We start from the raw sequence: 17,809 nt of genomic DNA, 5'->3' as shown, positions 1-17,809 counted from the left end.
TGCACGCAAACGCACAAAAAAGAAAGGGCCGGGCAAATGCCCGACCCTTCCCGATCTTCAAAGCGGGGTGGCTTACATCATGCCGCCCATGCCGCCCATGTCGGGCATGCCGCCGCCGCCGGCAGCACCCTTCTCTTCCGGCTTGTCCGCCACCATCGCTTCGGTGGTGATCAGCAGGCCGGCGATCGAGGCGGCGTCTTCCAGCGCGGTGCGCACGACCTTGGCCGGGTCGATCACGCCGAACTTGAACATGTCGCCGTATTCCTCGGTCTGGGCGTTGAAGCCGAACTTGAGGTCGTCCGATTCACGGATCTTGCCGGCAACCACGGCACCGTCGACGCCGGCGTTCTCGGCGATCTGACGGAGCGGGGCTTCCAGCGCACGGCGCACGATAGCAATACCGGCCGCTTGGTCGGTGTTGGCGCCTTCGAGACCCTCGAGCGACTTGGCACCCTGGACCAGGGCAACACCGCCGCCGACGATCACGCCTTCCTGCACGGCCGCACGGGTCGCGTTCAGGGCGTCATCGACACGGTCCTTGCGCTCCTTGACTTCGACTTCGGTCATGCCGCCGACCTTGATGACGGCCACGCCGCCGGCCAGTTTCGCGACACGCTCCTGGAGCTTCTCCTTGTCGTAGTCCGAGGTGGTTTCCTCGATCTGCGTACGGATCTGCGCCACGCGGGCTTCGATCTCGGCCTTGTCGCCAGCGCCGTCGACGATCGTCGTCTCTTCTTTCGAGATGTTGATGTTCTTGGCGGTGCCGAGCATGTCCATCGTGACGTTCTCGAGCTTCATGCCGAGGTCTTCCGAGATCACCTGGCCGCCGGTCAGGATCGCGATGTCCTGCAGCATGGCCTTGCGGCGATCGCCGAAGCCCGGCGCCTTGACGGCAGCGATCTTCAGGCCGCCACGCAGCTTGTTGACCACGAGGGTCGCCAGCGCTTCGCCTTCAACGTCTTCGGCGATGATGAGGAGCGGCTTCTGCGACTGGATGACCTGCTCGAGGAGCGGGACCATCGGCTGCAGCGACGAGAGCTTCTTCTCGTGCAGCAGGACGTAGCAGTCTTCCAGCTCGGCGACCATCTTGTCCGGGTTGGTCACGAAGTAGGGCGACAGGTAGCCACGGTCGAACTGCATGCCTTCGACGACATCCACCTCGGTTTCCATTCCCTTGTTCTCTTCGACGGTGATGACACCCTCGTTGCCGACCTTCTGCATCGCGTCGGCGATGAAGCGGCCGATCTCGGTCTCGCCGTTGGCCGAAATGGTGCCGACCTGGGCGACTTCGTCCGAGTCGTTGACCGGGCGCGCCGCGGCCTTGATCGCCTCGACGACCTTGTTGCAGGCCAGGTCGATGCCGCGCTTGAGATCCATCGGGTTCATGCCGGCGGCCACGGCCTTCATGCCCTCGGTCACGATGGACTGGGCCAGAACGGTCGCGGTGGTGGTGCCGTCACCGGCTTCGTCGTTGGTGCGGGAAGCGACTTCCTTCACCATCTGGGCGCCCATGTTCTCGAACTTGTCTTCAAGCTCGATTTCCTTGGCGACAGAAACACCGTCCTTGGTGATGCGCGGGGCGCCGAACGACTTGTCGAGGACCACGTTGCGGCCTTTCGGGCCGAGCGTGACTTTGACAGCGTTGGCGAGCGTGTTGACGCCGCGCAGCATCGCGTTGCGGGCTTCCGTATCGAATTTGACTTCCTTAGCCATTCGTCAGCTCCTGAATATCTGTGTTGGAGGGTCCGGCGATCAGGCGATGATGCCCATGATGTCGGATTCTTTCATGATCAGCATCTCTTTGCCGTCGAGGGTGATCTCGGTGCCCGACCACTTGCCGAACAGGATCTTGTCGCCCTCTTTGACGTCGAGAGCGATACGATCGCCGTCGTCGTCTTTCACGCCGGCGCCCACGGCAACCACGACGCCTTCGGCAGGCTTTTCTTTCGCGCTGTCGGGGATGATCAGCCCGCCAGACGTCTTCTCTTCGCTTTCGACGCGCTCGACGAGCACACGATCATGCAGGGGAGTAAATGCCATTTCTGAGGCTCCTCAACTCTCGTTGTTCCCGTTTGGCACTCACCAGTGGAGAGTGCTAACGGCGTTTAGCTAGGGGGAGGATCGCGGGGTGTCAACTGCGCGTGATCGAAAAAAATTCGCTGCACCTGCCTGGGCCTTGCCGACGGCCCGGCCACGCGCCTATGCACCCGCAACGCCCCCTATCTTCCAAGGCGCCCGGCTTCAACCGGGGGTCAGGCAACCGGCAGAAAGAACCGGGTCCGGGGCGCCGGATTTTTCGCGCGCTCACCGTTGACCCTCCCCGCCCCTGCGGTCACTTTGTGCGCGTCTGGGAAGGGACCATCGGAATGAAGAGAATCTTCGGCGCCGCAACCGCGCTCTGCCTGCTCACGAGTCCGCTCCCGGCCCAGGACGGGCCGCCGACGGTGCTGACAGAGCAGAACCTGTCCCCGATGGCCACGATGCTGGTCGATTTCGCGCAGGACGGCTGCTGGACCGATCCCCCCGCCGCCGAGGCACACCTGCGCCAGACGCTGCGTGGCACGAAAATCGAACTGTCCAACGACCCCGAGGCCGCGCGCACCACGCTCGTGCTGCAAGTCAACGCCAAGCGCACGCCGGAGGGGTGCTACGGGGCGGTGCATTTCTCGATCTTCGGGTCGATCGACTGGCAGGGCGCGGGGATCGAACGCGTGGTGCTGGAATCGGTATCCGACATCTTCTACGGCCAGGACACGATCGACGCCTACCTGCTCGAGGAGATCGAACGATCGATCCCCGCGCTCGCAGAATTCCTGCCCGACAGCTGACCTGCGCAACCCAACGTAACGCTTGCCCCGCCGGCCCCGCACCGCGAGCTTGCGCCGAGGAGGACGCGCGATGACTTTTGCCGAAAGACCCGAAGACCTCACGACGCCCGAAGAGGCGCTCAGCATGTCCGGGCTCGAATACATGGAGCGCATGCTGGCGGGGGAACTGGCCGGGCCGCCGATCGGGCGCGTGCTCGACTACGCCGCGACGCACGTGGAACACGGCAAGGTCATCTTCCGGGGCACGCCGCGCTTCGATTTCTGCAACCCGATGGGCACCGTCCACGGCGGCTGGTACGGCACGCTTCTCGACAGCGCGATGGCATGTGCGGTGATGACGACCGTGCCCAAGGGATCGACCTACACGACGCTCGAGTACAAGGTGAACATCGTGCGCTCCATCCCGCTGGGCATGGAGGTCGAGACCATCGGCACCGTGCAGCACGGCGGGCGCTCCACCGGCGTGGCCGTGGGCGAGATTCGCGGGGTCGAGGACGGCAAGCTCTACGCCACCGGCTCGACCACCTGCATCGTCATGCGGATTGCGCCCCCGGCGTGACCGGGTCCACCGGCTCGGGCGTATCCGGGCTCCAGTCCCGCTCGGACGGGTCACCCCCGCGCACGCGCTTGCCGCGCAGTACGAAGATCTTGCCCCAGCCCCGGAACGTGCCGATCGACGGTGCATCCGGGTCGAACGGGAAACGCTCGCGCCAGTCGGGCGGGAGCGGCAGGCCCACGGCCTCGGCCTTCTCCAGCATCCAGTTCAGCGACACCCAGGCCCGGGGCCGCGCGCGCTCGTCCCCGTCGAGTTGCCCGCCGATGTCCCCGTGGCTGCCGGGGAACCAGACCTGTTCGACCCGGCCCGGAAACTCACCGCGCGTCGTCCACAGGAGCGGCGCGTAGGCGTGGCGCGTCTCGTCCCGGGCGAGCGCGTGGAAGCCGTGGTGGACATGGAGGCCGAGGTTCGCGTCGTGGAACCGGTGTGCCGGCTCGAACAGGCGCCAGACAACCGGCCAGGTCAGGCCCAGCGCCTTCACCGTGTCCCAGACCCCGATCATCTCGACCCCCACGCCCTCGTAGCAATAAGCCGCGGCGAAATCCCGGCAGGCGTCGGTGAATTCCTCATTCTCGTAATGCCGGTAGGCCTGGAGCACGTGGCGCTCGGTCGCGAACTGCGGCTTGAGGATGCCCACCGTGCCGATGAGGCCGGCGAGCGAGCGCACGGCGAAGGCCCCGCGCGAATAACCGAACAGGTAGATCCGGTCCCCCGGCCGGTAGCGCGAGGCGAGCGCGCCATAGGCCCGCCGGATCTGCCGGTTGATCCCCTTGCCCGTCGCCACGCCCCAGGCGCTGCGCCAGCCGCGCCACTGGATGCCCGCCTCGTAATAGACGGACACCTTCGGCGCGCCGCGCGTGCGCCGCACCTCGTCCATCAGGCGGTATACGAGGCCCGCGTTCGTCTCGAACCCCTCCTCGAGCGAGGACATCGTGCCGTCGAGCACGATGACATGGTGGACCACCTCGCGCGACGGCGTGTCGGCGCTGGCCGACAGGACGCGGCCGCGCAGCCACTTGCGGAACCGGGTGAACCCGCCGTCGGTCAGCGCGTGAAGCGCCCGGTTGAGCCGGGCTTTCACCGACATGACCGGGCGGCGCGTGTCATGACGCGTCCTTCAGCATCTTCCAGACCCGCTGCGGCGTGTAGGGCATCTGCGGCGCGCGCACGCCCTTCTGCCAAAGCGCGTCCGTGATCGCGTTGCCGATCGCGGCCATCGAGCCGACCGTCCCCGCCTCGCCGCAGCCCTTCATGCCCAGCACGTTCGCGGTTGACGGCACGGGTTCGGTCGTGAACTTCATGAATGGCGTCGTGTCGGCGCGTGGCATTGCATAGTCCATGAAGGAGGCGGTCAGGACCTGCCCGTCTTCGTCGGTCACGAGGTGCTCCATCATGAGCTGCCCCATGCCCTGAACCACGCCGCCGTGAACCTGCCCCTCGACGAGAAGCGGGTTGATCATGTTCCCGAAATCGTCGGTCACGGTATAGCGGTCGAGCACGGTTTTGCCGGTTTCCGGGTCGATCTCGACCTCGGCCACGTGGGCGCCGTTGGGGAAGGAGCGCGCCGGGAGCTTGGCCGTCTCGGTGACGCGCAAGAGCTCTTCGCGCCCCTTGGACTTGGCGAGCGCGGCGGCATCCAGCATCGTCGGCGTCAGGTTCGAACCTGCGATGCGGAAGACCTCGTCATCGAAGCTCACCTCGTCGGCCGACACGCCCTCGAGCTCGGCCAGGAACGCGCTGAAGTTCTTCACCACCGTTTCGATGGCCACCAGCGTCACGTTGTTCTGCACCGTCACCGAGCGCGACCCGCCGGTGCCGCCCCCGCGCGCGATCCGGTCGGAGTCGCCTTGCACGATTTCGATCTTTTCGACCGGAATTCCGGTCTGATCGGACAGGAACTTTGCATAAACCGTTTCATGCCCCTGCCCGTTCGACTGCGTGCCGACGTAGAGAAGCACCCGGCCGTCGTCGGTGAACTCCAGGGTCGCGTCCTCTTCCGGGGCGCCCAGGATGGATTCGATGTAGTATGCGAGCCCGATGCCGCGCAGCTTTCCGGCAGCCTCGGACTGCTCGTGGCGCTTGGTGTAGCCCGCGAGGTCGGCCTCTTCGGCCACGCGCGACAGGACGCGGTTGAAATCGCCGACATCGTAGGTCTCGCCCGAGATCGTGTCGTAGGGGAACGCATCGGCGGGAATGAAATTGCGGCGCCGGATCTCCCACGGGTCGAGCCCCAGCTCGCGCGCGGCGCGGTCCATCATCGTTTCGAGCAGGTAGATCGCCTCGGGCCGGCCTGCGCCGCGGTAGGCATCGACCTGCACCGTGTTGGTGTAGATGCCCCGCGCGTTCTGCCAGGCCACGCGGATGTCGTAGACCCCGGTCAGCACGCGGGCGAACAGGTTGGACTGGATCATCTGCCCGAATTGGGAGCTGTAGGCCCCGAGGTCGCTGAGGGTTTCGACCTTGTAGCCGGTAATCTTGTAATCTTCGTCGAAGGCCAGCGTCGCAGTGTGGGTGAGCGCGCGCCCCGCATTGTCGGAAAGAAGCGATTCCGTGCGGTCCGCCATCCAGCGCACCGGGTGCTTCAGCGTCCGCGCGGCATGGGCCATGACGATGTATTCCGGGTACATCTGCGCCTTCATGCCGAAACCGCCGCCCACGTCGGGCGTGGTCACGCGCAGGTCGTCGGGCTCGATGCCCAGCGCCTTGGCGATCTGGTTCTTCGGGCCCCAGACACCCTGCCCCGACAGCGCGACGTGCAGCCGGCCATCCTCCATCACCTCGGCGAAGCCGCCGCGCGGCTCCATCGACACGGCGGCCACGCGGGTGTCGTCGACCTCGCAGGTGACGACATGCGCCGCCTCGGCGATCGCCGCCTCGGTCGCGGCCTCGTCGCCCAGCCCGAAATCGTAGGCCAGGTTGTCGGGCACGTCGTCGTGGACCAGTGGCCCGCCCGGCGCGATTTCGAGATGCGGCTCGAGCTCGTCGAAATCCAGTTCGATCATCTCGGCCGCGTCCTTGGCGGCTTCGATGCTGTCGGCGACGATGAAGGCCACCGCCTCGCCCACGAAGCGCAGCTTGCGGTGGGCAAGCAGCGGCCGATCCGGCACGGTTCCCTTCGATCCGTCGCGGTTCGGCGTGCGCGCGGCGAACATTTTCATCGCGACGCCGGCCTCGATCAGGTCGTCGGCGGTGAGCACGAGATGCACACCCTCCACCTCGCGCGCGTCCGCGACGTTGAGCTCACCGATCTCGGCATGTGCGACGGGAGAGCGCAGGAAATAGCCGAAATATGCCTTTTCCGGCGCGATATCGTCGATATACCGCCCTTCCCCTTTCAAGAACCGCACATCTTCCAGCCGGGTGAAGGGTTGGGCTCGTCCGAACTTTTCCATTGTGACTCCCGCTCGTTACCGCGGGTGAGACTAGCTCTGCGTCGCGCGATGTCCACCCCGGCGCACGGTCACGATCTCATGTGCCCCGTAGCCGTTGAACCGGGTGTTGGTCGCGGTGGAATAGGCGCCGATGCCGTCGAAGACGAGGTAATCGCCCTCGTGCACGTCGCCGGGCAGCGCCACCTCGCCCGGAAGACGGTCGAGCGAGTCGCAGGTCGGCCCGTAGAGCACGCGGGGAACGGCGGCCCCGCCGCGGGCCTGCCCGTCCGGCGAAACGACGCGCAGACGGACATGCGACCCCATGATCGGAACCTCGGCCAGAAGGCCGTAGATCCCGTCGGTCAGGAACAGCGAGCCGCATTCGCGCACGGCCTTCACGGCGACGGCGAGCGACATCGATTCCGCCACCATCGCACGCCCCGGTTCGCACAGCAGGCGGGGACGGTCGGGGCCGAAGGCTTCCGCCACGCTCCGGGCGATTTCGCCGAAGATTGGCTCGAGCCGCGCGCCCTCGCCCCGGTCCGACGGAAAGCCGCCGCCCACGTTGAGCCGGGACAGCCGCACGCCGGCCTCGCGCGCCACCTCGGCGCAGGTCGCGATGTAGCGCGACCAGGCCGTGGGGTCGGTGCACTGGGTGCCGGGGTGGAAGGTCATCGACGGGGTGAACCCTGCGGCGGCCACCGCGCGCAGAAGCGTCACGCAGCCTTCCGGCCCCTCGCCGAACTTCGCCCCGAAATCATAGGCCGCTCCGGGCACCGGCAGTGCCAGCCGCACGGAGACCTCTGTCCCCCGTGGAACGCGCCCCTCGAGCTTGGCCAGCTCCGACAGCCCGTCCACGGCGTAGGATGACACGCCGGCCGACACCGCCGCGTCGATTTCGCCCGGGCTGCGCACGGGGTTGTTGTAGTGAAGGGCCGCCTCGGGGACGAGACGACGGACCAGGTCGATTTCGTAGGGCGACGCCACGTCGAAGGCCCGGATGCCGGCCTGCGCGAGCGTGTCGGTCACCGCCGGGTTGTCGTTGGCCTTGACCGCATAGGTGACGAGCCCCGGAAAGCCGGTGCGGAACCGCCGCGCGGTCTCCGCCAGCGTCTCGGGCGAGAAATAGAGGACCGGGTGGTCCGGTCCGACGGATTTGATGTGGTCGATCTCGGTCGGCCAGATGCGGGAATGCCTGCTCATTTGATGCCCCTGTTCGACGTGTTTCCTTCAGCGTCCCCCGGAATTCCGTCGATTCAAATGGTCAGATCGGTCGATCTGTGCTTTTCTTTCGTCATACCGACGGAGAAACCGACATATGGACGAAACCGACCGCCGCCTGCTGGCCCGTCTTGGCGAAAACGCCCGCGCCCCGATCGCCACGCTCGCCCGCGATCTGGGCCTCGCGCGCTCCACCGTGCAGGCCCGGATCGAACGTTTGGAACGCAGCGGGGTGATCGCGGGTTACGCCCTGAGACTCGGAGATGCGACGCGGGCCGGCCAGATCCGCGCGACCGTCCTGCTGGCGCTCGAGCCGCGGGCGACGGCCGCGGTTCTGAAACGGCTGGAGAAGATGCCCGAGGTCGAGGCCGCGCATACCGCGTCGGGCCGCGCCGACCTCGTGCTGACGCTCGCCGCGCCGAACACCGCGGCCCTCGATGCCACGCTCGACGTGATCGGGGAGATTGACGGTGTGAAAGGGTCAGAGACGTTGATACATTTATCAACGAAAATCCAACGGCCGGGCTGAGCCCGGCGGGCTACAGGTTTCGAAGCACGATGCAGATCACGACGCACGCCACCCAACCGATCGACGGGCAGAAGCCCGGCACCTCCGGCCTTCGCAAGAAGACCGAGGTCTTCTCCCAGGCCGATTACCTCCAGAACTACGTCCAGGCGATCTTCGACGTGATCGAGCCCGAAGGGCGGACCTACGTGCTGGGCGGGGACGGGCGTTACTTCAATGACCCGGCCATCGCCACGATCCTGCGCATGGCAGCGGCGAACGGGGTGCGCAAGATGATCGTCGGGCAAAGTGGTCTGCTGTCGACGCCCGCGGCCTCGCACCTGATCCGCAAATACGAAACCGACGGCGGCTTCATCCTGTCGGCCAGTCACAACCCCGGCGGGCCGAACGGGGATTTCGGGCTCAAGTTCAACATCCCCAGCGGCGGCCCCGCGCCCGAGGCGGTGACGAACGCGATCCACGCCCGTACGCTGGAGATCACCGAATACCGCACCTCCCGCGACGAGGCCCCCACGGTCGACCAGATCGGCCGCTACGCCCTGGGCGACATGGAGGTCGAGGTCATCGACCCGGTGGCCGACTACGCCGACCTCATGGAAACCCTGTTCGATTTCGACGGCATCCGCGAGCTGATCGCCACGGGCTTCACGCTGCGCTTCGACGCGATGCACGCGGTGACGGGCCCCTACGCGGTCGAGATCCTGGAGCGCCGCCTGGGCGCGAAGAGCGGCAGCGTGGTGAACGGCCGCCCCTCGCCCGATTTCGGCGGCGGACACCCGGACCCGAACCCCGTCTGGGCGCGTGATCTCGTGGGGCACATGATGGACCCCGACGGGCCGGATTTCGGCGCCGCCTCGGACGGGGACGGCGACCGCAACATGATCATGGGCCGCGGCATCTACGTGACGCCCTCCGACAGCCTCGCGGTCATCGCCGCGAACGCCCATCTCGCCCCGGGCTACGCGGGCGGCATCAAGGGGATCGCGCGCTCCATGCCCACCTCCGCCGCAGCGGACCGCGTGGCACGGAAGCTGGGCGTCGAGGCGCACGAGACGCCGACGGGCTGGAAGTTCTTCGGCACGCTCCTCGACGCGGGACGCGCCACGATCTGCGGCGAGGAGAGCGCCGGGACCGGCTCGAACCACGTGCGTGAGAAGGACGGCCTCTGGGCCGTCCTGATGTGGCTCAACATCATCGCGGCCCGCAACCAGACGGTTCAGCAGATCATGGACGATCACTGGGCCGAATACGGCCGCACCTATTACTCGCGCCATGACTACGAGGAGGTGGACAGCGACGTCGCCTCCGCCCTCATGGATGACCTGCGCGCCGCGCTCGAAACACTGCCGGGGAAATCCTTCGCGGGGCTCACCGTCATCGAGGCGGAGGATTTCGACTACACCGATCCGGTCGACGGATCGCAGGCAAAGGCCCAGGGCATCATCCTGCGCTTCGAAGGTGGCGCGCGCGCCGTGCTGCGCCTGTCGGGGACCGGGACGGCCGGGGCGACGATCCGGCTCTACCTCGAAAACCACGAGGCGCCGGACGGCAACCTCGCGCAGGACCCGCAAAAAGCGCTCGAACGGGTGGCGCAGGCGGCCGACGAGATCGCGGGGATCGAGGCGCGCACCGGGCGCGACGTGCCGGACGTGGTCACCTGACCTTCCCCGGAGAAGGCTTCGGTTGAGTTTCAATGCCTTAGTGGGTGCGAAGCTGATCCGGTCAGGGCAAGACCGCGCTTGAGTTGACGGCGGTTCCGGCGCGGAACGCCGGTTAAGGCGGCCGGCGCCGCGCCCGCGCCCCGTCTCAGCCCATTGGTCGCGGGGACCGGGACGGGCGCGGCGAAGCGGCACATTTTGGCACGCCCACTTCCCCTCCCCCGCGCCAGCCGTTATCACGCCACACGACCACAGACGCCCAGAAGACGGGGAAGAACCCATGGCCATGGACAAGACCTTCGACGCCAAGACCGCCGAGCCGCGGATTTCGGCGAAATGGGACGAGGCGAAAGCCTTCGCCGCGGGGGCCAATGCCTCGCGCAAGGAAACCTTCACGGTGATGATCCCGCCGCCCAACGTCACCGGCGCGCTGCACGTGGGCCATGCGTTCAACAACACGCTCCAGGACATTCTCGTGCGCTGGCACCGGATGCGCGGGTTCGACACGCTCTGGCAGCCCGGCCAGGACCACGCCGGCATCGCCACCCAGCTCCAGGTCGAGAAGATGCTGGCCGCCACCCAGCAGCCGTCGCGCCGCGAACTCGGGCGCGAGGAATTCCTGAACAAGGTCTGGGAATGGAAGGGCCAGTACGGCGGCACCATCGTCGAGCAGCTCAAACGCCTCGGTGCCTCCTGCGACTGGGACCGCAACGCCTTCACGATGGCAGGCGCCGACGGCGATCCGCGCACGGGCCACGAGAATTCGCCCAACTTCCACGACGCGGTCATCAAGGTCTTCCTCGACATGTACGGGAAGGGCTACATCTACCGCGGCAAGCGGCTGGTGAACTGGGACCCGCATTTCGAGACGGCGATTTCCGACCTCGAGGTCGAGAACATCGAAGTGCAGGGCCACATGTGGCACTTCAAGTACCCGCTCGCGGGTGGCGAGACATACACCTATGTCGAAAAGGACGAGGACGGGAACGTCGTGCTCGAGGAAGAGCGCGACTACATCTCGATCGCCACAACGCGGCCCGAGACCATGCTGGGCGACGGTGCGGTCGCGGTGCATCCGAAGGACGAGCGCTACGCCCCCATCGTCGGCAAGCTCTGCGAGATCCCGGTGGGCCCGAAGGAGCACCGCCGCCTGATCCCGATCATCACAGACGAGTATCCGGATCCCGACTTCGGTTCGGGTGCCGTGAAGATCACCGGCGCGCATGACTTCAACGACTACGGCGTCGCCTCGCGGAACCGCATCCCGATGTACCGGCTGATGGACATGGCCGGGCAGATGCGCGCGGACGGCGAAGACTACGCGACCTGCGCGCGCCGCGCCCAGGAGATCGCCGAGGGCGGCGACTTCACCGGCGCCGAGGTCGACACCCTGAACCTCGTCCCCGACGACCTGCGCGGCCTCGACCGGTTCGAGGCGCGCGAGCGCGTGGTCGACCAGATCAACACCGAGGGCCTCGCAGTCATGACGACCGACGAGGACGGCGATCCCGAGCCTTACGTCGAGAACAAGCCGATCATGCAGCCCTTCGGCGACCGCTCGAAGGTCGTGATCGAGCCGATGCTGACCGACCAGTGGTTCGTGGACGCGGAAAAAGTCGTGGGCCCCGCGCTCGACGCCGTCCGCGAGGGGCGCACCAAGATCATCCCCGAGAGCGGCGAGAAGACCTATTACCACTGGCTCGAGAACATCGAGCCGTGGTGCATCAGCCGCCAGCTGTGGTGGGGCCACCAGATCCCGGTGTGGTACGGGCTCGACCTGTCCTACACCGATTACGTGAGCGCCGATGGCGACCTCGACGAGGTCGAGATGCTCAAGGTGCTGATCGGCGGGCTCGTCCACCGCGGCGAGGTCCACCATGCCGCCGAGACCTTCGAGGGCGTGACGGACGCCTTCATGGACGAACTGGCCGACACGCCGGTCCCGATCATGCATGCCCGCGTGATCGAGGTGGCCGACAAGAAGGAAGCCATCGATCGGCTCGCTGAAAGCCTGGCGCAGTACACTGTCGACCAGGATCCCTCGAAGCTCGTCTACCCGGTCTGGCGCGACCCGGACGTGCTCGACACCTGGTTCTCGTCGGGCCTTTGGCCCATCGGCACGCTGGGCTGGCCGGAAGAGACGGAGGAGCTGAAGAAGTACTTTCCGACCGACGTGCTCGTCACCGGGTTCGACATCCTGTTCTTCTGGGTCGCGCGCATGATGATGATGCAACTCGCGGTCGTCGAGAAGGAGCCCTTCCACACCGTCTATCTTCACCAGCTCGTGCGCGACGAGAAGGGCAAGAAGATGTCGAAGACGACCGGCAACGTCATCGACCCGCTGGAAATCATCGACGAATACGGCGCCGACGCGCTGCGCTTCACCAATGCCTCGATGGCGGCCATCGGCGGCGTTCTGAAGCTGTCCGAAGAGCGCATCAAGGGCTACCGCAACTTCGGCACGAAGCTGTGGAACGCCGCGCGCTTCGCCGAGATGAACGAATGTCGCCCGGACCCGGCGTTCGACCCGGCCGGCGTCACGGCCACGGTGAACAAGTGGATCGTGGGCGAGACGGCGCGCATCCGCGAGACCGTGGACGAGGCGATCACCGCCTACCGCTTCAACGACGCGGCGAACGGGCTTTATGCCTATGTCTGGGGCAAGGTCTGCGACTGGTACCTGGAATTCGCCAAGCCGCTCCTGGCCTCCGACGATGCCGGGGTCGTGGCCGAGACGCGCGCGACGATGGCCTGGGTCATCGACCAGTGCCTGATCCTCCTGCACCCGATCATGCCCTTCATCACCGAAGAGCTCTGGGGCCAGATCGCCGAGCGCGACACGCTGCTCGTGCACAAGGATTGGCCGACCTACGGCTCCGAGCTGATCGACCCGGCGGCGGACCGCGAGCTCAACTGGGTGGTGCGCCTGATCGAGGAGGTGCGCTCGGCGCGCGCCCAGATGCACGTGCCGGCCGGGCTCAAGATCCCGATGATCCTGCGCGACCTCGACGAGGCGGGCCGCGCGGCCTTCGCCACCAACGAGGCGCTGATCCTGAAGCTCGCCCGCCTCGACAGCGTGACCGAGATGGCCGACCTGCCCAAGGGCAGCGTCACGATCCCGGTCGAAGGCGGCACCTTCGCCCTCCCGCTGGCCGACATCATCGACGTGGACGAGGAGAAGGCGCGGCTCGAGAAGGCGCTGGGCAAGCTCGAGAAGGAGATCGGGGGGCTCAAGGGCCGGCTGAACAACCCGAAGTTCGCCGAGAACGCCCCCGACGAGGTGGTCGCCGAGGCGCGCGCCAACCTCGAGGCGCGCGAGGCGGAAGCCGCCAAGCTGCGCGAGGCGCAGGCGCGGCTGGCCGAACTGGGCTGACGGGGCGCGCCGGGTCCCGGGCCCGGCGCACGCGGCAAGGGGCTGCAAGGGGGCTGTCCGCCCCCTCGCGGCTGCGCCGCTCACCCCCGAAGGTATTTTCGAAACGAAGAAGGGGACGCCGGCGCGCGACGCCTTCGCGCTTGCACGGGCCCTGCGGCGAGGCTACTTCCGAACCATGCGGATCATCCGGGATTTCCAATTCGTCGACGAGCAGGACCGGGGCGCTTCGGCCGCCATCGGAAATTTCGACGGCGTCCACCGTGGCCACCAGTTCGTCATCGACATTGCGCGGCGCGAAGCGAAGGCCCTGGGCGCGCCCCTGGGCGTGATGACCTTCGAGCCGCATCCGCGCGAATATTTCGCCCCCGGCGGCCCGCCCTTCCGGCTGATGAACGCCGAGGCGCGTGCCAACCGGCTTGAATGGCTCGGGGTCGACCGGCTCTACGAGCTGACGTTCAACGACACGCTCTCGGCCCTCACGCCCGAGGCCTTCGCCCGGCGCGTGATCGTCGAGGGGCTGGGCCTGCGCCACGTGGTGGTGGGGGCGGATTTCCACTTCGGCGCCAAGCGGGCCGGCACCCCCGACACGCTCACCGCGCTCGGGGAAGAGATGGGCTTCGGCGTGACCATCGCGCCGCTCATGCATGACGACTCGGTCGAGATCAGCTCCACCGCGATCCGCACCGCGCTGAGCGAGGGCCGCCCGCGCGACGCGGCGCGCATGCTGGGGCACTGGCACAGGGTCGACGGGGTTGTGATCCGGGGCGATCAGCGCGGCCGCGACCTGGGCTATCCCACGATCAACATGTCGATCGCAGGCCTGCACCCGCCGCGCTACGGGGTCTATGCCGTGAAGGCCGACGTGCTGACCGGCCCCCATGCCGGGGCCTACGGGGGGGCCGCTTCGATCGGGGTGCGTCCGACATTCGGGGAGAATCTTCCCAACATCGAGACCTTCCTGTTCGACTTCCAGGGCGACCTCTACGGCGAGCACATCTCCGTGGCGCTGGTCGATTACCTGCGCCCCGAGGAAAAGTTCGACGGGCTCGATGCCCTGATCGCGCAGATGGACGACGATTGCGCGAAGGCGCGCGCGGTGCTGGCGGCGCTCTGAGCATCACCGCGCCAAAGGCCGCCGGAACTCCGGACATTGCCAACAAAAAAACCCGCCACGAGGGCGGGTGATTGGTGCGGTCGAGAAGACTCGAACTTCCACGGGTGTTACCCCACAGCGACCTCAACGCTGCGCGTCTACCAATTCCGCCACGACCGCACTGTCTTGGCTTGGTGGCGCGCTGAATAGCGTGGGATTCGGGGGATGTGAAGGGGGTATCTGCGCCATTTGCAAAAAACTCGGTCCCTCAGCGCGCAGGGGCGGCCCGCCGGTCGCGCGCGGCCTTGAGCAGGGTATACGCGGCGGCGATCCCCACGACCGAGAACGACAGCCACAGGCCGGGGTTCGTCCCATCGTTCGGGGCCGGGCCGAAGACCACGTCGTGCATCAACCGGCCCGGCACGAAGGTGAGACCGCCGGCCACGCCGAGCCCCCAGAAGGCGGTCTGTTTCATGATCCCTTCGTGGGCCCGGATGTCGCGCCTGCGGATCGCGCGGATCGCCCAGACCACGTTGAACAGAACCAGCAGCGACAGCGCATGGATCGGGCCGAAGGGACCGATCAGCCCGAAGCCGGAAATGAAGAAGGACGAGAACGCCGCGATCAGCATGTTGGTCGACCAGGCGTACCCGGCGATCTTGTGTATCCGGTCGCGTCGCCTGCGAAAGAGCGCGAAGGGCGTCAACACGATGGCCTCGATCGCGGAGAGGGCATGGATCTGCACGGCGAGGTCGGCCTGGAAAAGAGGGGCTGGGTCGAGCATGGCTTGTCTCCCTGGACTGCAACGGTGAAACTGGATCCTGGATGGACCCGCACGCCGGCCGGGGCGAGCGCGGATACGTGAAACGGGGAGTGGGCTGCGTGAGTGACAGCGCCTTGCAGATCGCGAAGCGTGAAATGCAATCGCTCGCGACGAACCGCGTGGTCTGGGTCGCGCTTGGTGCCACCGGCGTGATTCTGGGGCTCGCAGGCCCCTTCGGCACGGGCGACGTGATGCGCACCCTGCCCCGGCTCGTCTACTGGCTTCTGGTCGCTGTCTCGAGCTTCTTCGTGGGCAGCGCGGTCGCCACGCTCATCGCCGAGGGGCTGCGCAGCCTGTCCGTGAACCGCTGGATCGCCGTGAGCCTGGCCGGGATTGCCGCGGGCGTCGTCAACTTCGTCCTGCTGCTGGTGGTGAACGTCCAGGTCTTCGGCCCCGCCTTCCTGAGCCCCGACGCGCTCACCGGCTTCGCGGTGAACATCGCGGTGATCTCGGTGATCATCGCCGGCGCCTACGTGATGATCGAAAACCAACTCGGGCGCGACACCCCGCGGGTGGCCGAACCGCCGCGGCTTCTCGCCCGCCTGCCGGTGGGGAAGCGAGGGCGGCTGATCTCGATCTCGGTGGCCGATCATTACGTCGAGGTCGCCACGTCGGCCGGCAGCGCGCTCATCCTCATGCGCCTGACGGACGCGATGGCCGAGACCGGGGACACGCCGGGGCTTCAGGTGCACCGCTCCCACTGGGTGGCCACCGGCGAGGTGACGGCGGCCCGGCGCGACGGGGCGCGCGCGATCCTGACGCTGTCGGACGGGCGTGACATTCCCGTCAGCCGGACCTATGTGCCTGCGGTGAAGGAGGCGGGGCTTCTCCCGTAGTGCGCATGGTCGAATGGCAGATCACCGAGGGGCTGACGGAATACGATACGGCCGTCGCATTCATGGAAGCGCGCGCGGCCGCCATCGCCGCAGGCGAAGCCGACGAGTTGATCTGGCTGGTCGAGCACCCGCCGCTCTACACGGCCGGCACGTCCTCGAACCCCGCCGACCTGGTCGATCCCGACCGCTTCCCGGTCCACGAGACCAAGCGCGGCGGCCAGTACACCTATCACGGGCCGGGGCAGCGCGTCGTCTACGTGATGCTGGACGTGGGCCGGCGCGGACGCGACGTGCGCGCCTTCGTCAAGCAGCTCGAGGGCTGGGTGATCGCGACGCTGGACGCCTTCAACGTCAAGGGCGAGATCCGGGAAGGGCGCGTGGGCGTCTGGGTCGCACGCACCGACAAGCCGCGCACCGTGACGGGCGCCGCGGCCGAGGACAAGATCGCCGCGATCGGCGTGCGCCTGCGCAAATGGGTGAGCTTTCATGGCATCTCGATCAACGTCGATCCGGATCTCGACCATTTCACGGGAATCGTGCCGTGCGGGATCACGGAACACGGGGTGACCTCGCTCGTCGACCTGGGCCTGCCGGTGACGATGGAGGATCTGGACGTGGCGCTGCGGCGCACCTTCGACGAGGTTTTCGGCGACTGAGCGCCTCGAGCGGCGCCCTGCCCACAAGAAAGCAATATCTCACATTGATTGGCGCGATATGTGAGCGCCGGACCTGCGACACGCGCAAGTCCTGCGGGAAATTTGCATGAAAACATGGCCCCAGCGCGTCCCGGCGCGGTTCCGGCGCGGTCCCGCCGCCATCGGCCTGCGACCAACCGCGCGGTTGTCCCGGATTTGCATCGCCTGCAACTTGCCGCCAAGCTGCGCGGGAAGGATACCGTCCGATTCCCGCGGCGGTGAAGAATTGCAAAAAGCGAGGAACGCCATGAAAGCCATCTTGACAACTGCAGCAACCCTGGTCGTCCTGTCGGGCGCCGCCTTCGCCGAAAGCCACGCCGCGATGGGCGATGCCGAGGCCGGCGAGAAGGAATTCCGCAAGTGCAAAGCCTGCCACGCCATCGTCGACGACGAAGGCGAAGCCATCGTGCGCGGCGGCAAGACCGGCCCGAACCTCTACAACATCGTGGGCAGCCAGGCGGGCTCCGACCCGGAGTTCAACCGCTATTCCGACACGATCGTCGAGCTCGGCGAAGAAGGCCTGGTCTGGACCCCGGAAGAGCTGGCCGCCTACATCCCGAACGCGCGCGAGTACCTGCAGGAAAAGAGCGGCGACTCCTCCGTGCGCTCGGCGATGACGCCCCAGCGCCTCGACAACGTGGATGACATGGTCGCCTACCTCGTCTCGGTTTCGCCCGACTACGACCCGGAAGAAGAGATGGAAGACAGCGACAGCTGATCGCGCAGCGGCCCGGGCCGCGCGGAAGAAAACGGACGCCGCCCTTCACGGGGCGGCGTTTTTCGTTCGCAGAGGCCCGGCCGCGACTCGGAGCCGGGCGGCTGTCCTTGA

15 protein-coding genes and 1 tRNA gene are annotated in these 17,809 nt (G+C 67.0%); 9 read left to right on the top strand and 7 right to left on the bottom strand.

What is annotated here, in order from left to right; translation table 11 throughout:
• Positions 1–72: 72 nt before the first annotated feature.
• Positions 73–1,713, bottom strand: coding sequence for a chaperonin GroEL (gene groL / locus GQE99_RS17290; protein ID WP_161352881.1), 1,641 nt, complete (start codon positions 1,711–1,713; stop codon positions 73–75).
• A gap of 39 nt (positions 1,714–1,752) precedes the next feature.
• Entirely contained in the window at positions 1,753–2,040 is a 288-nt protein-coding gene (groES, locus tag GQE99_RS17285; protein ID WP_161352880.1) for a co-chaperone GroES, read from the bottom strand.
• A gap of 326 nt (positions 2,041–2,366) precedes the next feature.
• On the opposite strand from groES, the gene GQE99_RS17280 reads away from it, so the two are divergent.
• Positions 2,367–2,828, top strand: a complete 462-nt coding sequence (locus GQE99_RS17280; protein ID WP_161352879.1) for a hypothetical protein — start codon at positions 2,367–2,369, stop codon at positions 2,826–2,828.
• Positions 2,829–2,898: 70 nt separating this feature from the next.
• Complete coding sequence (locus tag GQE99_RS17275; RefSeq protein WP_161352878.1) at positions 2,899–3,387, top strand: PaaI family thioesterase; 489 nt, start codon at positions 2,899–2,901, stop codon at positions 3,385–3,387.
• Here GQE99_RS17275 and GQE99_RS17270 read toward each other — a convergent pair.
• From GQE99_RS17270 to GQE99_RS17260, 3 genes are read right to left on the bottom strand one after another with little or no spacing between them, the layout of a single operon-like run.
• The gene (locus GQE99_RS17270) at positions 3,362–4,471 is read right to left on the bottom strand and encodes a DUF2235 domain-containing protein (RefSeq protein ID WP_161352877.1); all 1,110 of its coding nucleotides are present in this window, start codon (positions 4,469–4,471) and stop codon (positions 3,362–3,364) included. The two genes, GQE99_RS17275 and GQE99_RS17270, sit on opposite strands and share 26 nt — an antisense overlap.
• Positions 4,472–4,487: 16 nt before the next feature.
• Positions 4,488–6,776, bottom strand: coding sequence for a xanthine dehydrogenase family protein molybdopterin-binding subunit (locus GQE99_RS17265; RefSeq protein ID WP_161352876.1), 2,289 nt, complete (start codon positions 6,774–6,776; stop codon positions 4,488–4,490).
• 30 nt (positions 6,777–6,806) lie between these two features.
• Positions 6,807–7,958: a type III PLP-dependent enzyme gene (locus GQE99_RS17260; protein WP_161352875.1), complete on the bottom strand. Its 1,152-nt coding sequence runs from the start codon at positions 7,956–7,958 to the stop codon at positions 6,807–6,809.
• Positions 7,959–8,073: 115 nt separating this feature from the next.
• On the opposite strand from GQE99_RS17260, the gene GQE99_RS17255 reads away from it, so the two are divergent.
• The 4 genes from GQE99_RS17255 to GQE99_RS17240 all read left to right on the top strand — a co-directional run bounded on the left by GQE99_RS17255 (position 8,074) and on the right by GQE99_RS17240 (position 14,647).
• Positions 8,074–8,505 (top strand): Lrp/AsnC family transcriptional regulator, encoded by a 432-nt coding sequence (locus GQE99_RS17255; RefSeq protein WP_161352874.1) that lies wholly within the window; start codon positions 8,074–8,076, stop codon positions 8,503–8,505.
• Between the two features lie 29 nt (positions 8,506–8,534).
• Positions 8,535–10,163: an alpha-D-glucose phosphate-specific phosphoglucomutase gene (locus GQE99_RS17250; RefSeq protein ID WP_161352873.1), complete on the top strand. Its 1,629-nt coding sequence runs from the start codon at positions 8,535–8,537 to the stop codon at positions 10,161–10,163.
• 277 nt (positions 10,164–10,440) lie between these two features.
• The gene (locus tag GQE99_RS17245; RefSeq protein ID WP_161352872.1) at positions 10,441–13,533 is read left to right on the top strand and encodes a valine--tRNA ligase; all 3,093 of its coding nucleotides are present in this window, start codon (positions 10,441–10,443) and stop codon (positions 13,531–13,533) included.
• Positions 13,534–13,708: 175 nt separating this feature from the next.
• Positions 13,709–14,647: a bifunctional riboflavin kinase/FAD synthetase gene (locus GQE99_RS17240; RefSeq protein ID WP_161352871.1), complete on the top strand. Its 939-nt coding sequence runs from the start codon at positions 13,709–13,711 to the stop codon at positions 14,645–14,647.
• Positions 14,648–14,719: 72 nt separating this feature from the next.
• On the opposite strand, the gene GQE99_RS17235 is transcribed toward GQE99_RS17240, so the two are convergent.
• Positions 14,720–14,806: transfer RNA gene (locus GQE99_RS17235), tRNA-Leu, on the bottom strand.
• 88 nt (positions 14,807–14,894) lie between these two features.
• On the bottom strand, positions 14,895–15,410 hold the full coding sequence (locus GQE99_RS17230) for a DUF2306 domain-containing protein (protein ID WP_161352870.1): 516 nt from the start codon (positions 15,408–15,410) through the stop codon (positions 14,895–14,897).
• Between the two features lie 98 nt (positions 15,411–15,508).
• On the opposite strand from GQE99_RS17230, the gene GQE99_RS21890 reads away from it, so the two are divergent.
• From GQE99_RS21890 to GQE99_RS17215, 3 genes are all read left to right on the top strand, one after another.
• Positions 15,509–16,285: a LytTR family DNA-binding domain-containing protein gene (locus tag GQE99_RS21890; RefSeq protein WP_161352869.1), complete on the top strand. Its 777-nt coding sequence runs from the start codon at positions 15,509–15,511 to the stop codon at positions 16,283–16,285.
• 5 nt (positions 16,286–16,290) lie between these two features.
• The gene (gene lipB, locus GQE99_RS17220) at positions 16,291–16,941 is read left to right on the top strand and encodes a lipoyl(octanoyl) transferase LipB (protein ID WP_161352868.1); all 651 of its coding nucleotides are present in this window, start codon (positions 16,291–16,293) and stop codon (positions 16,939–16,941) included.
• 286 nt (positions 16,942–17,227) lie between these two features.
• On the top strand, positions 17,228–17,698 hold the full coding sequence (locus GQE99_RS17215; RefSeq protein WP_161352867.1) for a c-type cytochrome: 471 nt from the start codon (positions 17,228–17,230) through the stop codon (positions 17,696–17,698).
• The last annotated feature ends 111 nt before the right edge of the window (positions 17,699–17,809 follow it).

Source organism: Maritimibacter harenae, assembly GCF_009882975.1.
Lineage (GTDB): Bacteria > Pseudomonadota > Alphaproteobacteria > Rhodobacterales > Rhodobacteraceae > Maritimibacter > Maritimibacter harenae.
This window is presented reverse-complemented; position numbering and strand designations above follow the sequence as displayed.